Genomic DNA, 2784 nt, shown 5'->3' on the forward strand with positions numbered 1-2784 from the left:
TTTTGTTTCTAAGACTAATGATGGTCTGACACTTTCTGGTACCGATGTGCTAGTTGCTTCAGGTACGCCTGCAGGAACTTATTCTTTGGTATACAAAATCTGTGAAATTCTTAATCCCACTAATTGCCATCAGGCTACCGTTTCGGTAACCGTAACTGCACCGATTATTGATGCGGTTAATGATACTTATAATTCAACATGTTCTACAAATGGTACTCTTGGTAATATTTTAACTAATGATACTTTAAACGATATTGCATTTAATGCAAGTAACGTGACCATTACTTTAGAATCTGGTGAAAATTCAAACATATCCTTAAACACAACTAACGGAGATATTACAGTCAATGGACTTTCTGTTGGACAATATACTTTAGTATATAAAATATGTCAAGTTGTCAATTCAAACAATTGTGATACAGGAAATATTATAATAAATATTGCAGACACTACTGCCCCTGTGATTACTTGTCCTGTAGATTTCAATATCGGAACCAACACGACTTGTACGTATGTTGGTGCAATAGGAACTGCAACTGCAACTGACAATTGTGATCCTTCTGTTACCATAACCAATAACGCCCCTGCCGCTTTCCCAATTGGAGTAACAATCGTGACATGGACCGCAACAGATAATGCCGGAAAAATTGCTACTTGTACTCAAAAAGTAACAATCAATGATGATGATGCCCCGGTGATTACTTGTCCTGTAGATTTCAATATCGGAACCAGCACGGCTTGTACGTATGTTGGTGCAATAGGAACTGCAACTGCAACTGACAATTGTGATCCTTCTGTTACCATAACCAATAACGCCCCTGCCGCTTTCCCAATTGGAGTAACAATCGTGACATGGACCGCAACAGATGGTGCCGGAAAAATCGCTACTTGTACTCAAAAAGTAACAATCAATGATGATGATGCCCCGGTGATTAATGCAGCTGTCACTGACGCAACAATCAATTGTCCTTCAAATCCTGTGTTCACAGTTCCAACAGCAATTGATTCTTGCGGACCAGTAGCTATTAATGTTGTGTCTGATATAACAATACCTGGTAGTTGTGCAAACATATACACTAGAACAATCACTTGGGACGCTACTGATACAAGTGGTAATCATAGCACAACAGTAAGTCAAACCATTACCGTTCAAGATAAAACCGCTCCGGTTATCGCTTCCTTGCCGTCTGCTTCGACAATTTCTTGTCCTGCAATACCTGCATTTGCTATTGCAACAGCAACAGATAATTGTTCTTCGTCTGTAACCTTGACTTTTGCAGATGTAACTACAAATGGTCAATGTGCAGGGTACTATTCTGTAACTAGAACCTGGACCGCTTCAGATGCTTGTGGAAATTCATCTACAGCTTCACAAACTATCAATGTAACGGATACAACCACCCCTACTTTTATACCACCAGCAAACATTACATTAAATAGTGGTGAGAATTGTATCGCAAATACTAACCCAACTATAACTGGTGATGTAACTAACATAAATGATACTTGCGATTCAAATCCAAAAGCAACTTATATCGATACAGAATGTTTTGGAATCACAGAAAATAATGGATCAATAAATGCTGGAAAGGGTAATTATTTTCTCTTTAGTGTTTCAGGATTTGATGATTTATCAGCAAGTAATATTCAAAAAATCGCTTTATCTTTTGAAACAAATCAAGGAAAAGGAAGAGCTGAATTCACTTTAGTTTCTCCAAGCGGACAAGGAGTAATATTAATTGGTCCATATTGTTCTGGTGGAAATTGTGATGATACAAACTCAAATACTAAAGAATTGTATTTACCTACATTTTATCCAAATAGCTCTGGTTATACCAAATGGAATAATGCTAATTTTATTCAAGGCGGAATAAATCAAAATATGACACCATACGGAGGAACAACTTCTCCAAATACAATTACTGGGTTAACATCTTATGTTCCAAACTTTGAAAATCTTACTGGACCAATGAATGGAACTTGGTTTATTTATTCAAAAAAACAAGCGAGTGTTAATGGCAGTATAAATTTCAATAGTGTTTGTCTGACTCCCGCCAGTTCTTGTACAAACAATAAAGTTATTACAAGGATATGGACTGTAACAGATGCCTGTGGAAATTTTTCTAAAGCAACTCAAACAATAAAAATTCAAGACAAAACTGCTCCAGTATTGAGCGAAGCTCCTGCCAATGCAACCGCAGAATGTGCTGCTGTTCCTGCTGCAGCTACTTTAACCGCTACTGATAATTGTGATGCAAATCCTGTAGTGACTTTCAATGAAGTGAAAACAAACGGAAATTGTGCAAGCAACTATACCCTTACCAGAACTTGGACTGCAACTGATGTTTGTGGAAACACGGCCTCTAAATCCCAACTGATTACCGTTCAAGACAAAACTGCTCCGGTATTAAGCGAAGCTCCTGCCAATGTAACCGCTGAATGTGCTGCTGTTCCTGCTGCAGCTACTTTAACCGCTACTGATAATTGTAATGCAACTCCTGCAGTGACTTTCAATGAAGTGAGAACAAACGGAAATTGTGCCAGCAACTATACCCTCGCCAGAACTTGGACTGCAACTGATGTTTGTGGAAACACGGCCTCTAAATCACAACTGATTACCGTTCAAGATAAAACTGCTCCAGTATTGAGCGAAGCTCCTGCCAATGCAACCGCAGAATGTGCTACAGTTCCTGCTGCAGTTACTTTAACCGCTACTGATAATTGTGATGCAACTCCTGTAGTGACTTTCAATGAAGTGAAAACAAACGGAAATTGTGCCAGCAA

General features: G+C 38.6%; 1 protein-coding gene. It reads left to right on the forward strand.

Features of this window, described 5'->3' with window-relative positions:
* A partial coding sequence (locus ACM55G_RS14890) for an HYR-like domain-containing protein (protein WP_416844734.1) occupies positions 1–2784 on the forward strand: 2784 nt, incomplete at both ends.

Origin of the sequence: Flavobacterium algoriphilum (genome assembly GCF_048158655.1) — a bacterium.
Taxonomy (GTDB): Bacteria; Bacteroidota; Bacteroidia; order Flavobacteriales; family Flavobacteriaceae; genus Flavobacterium; species Flavobacterium algoriphilum.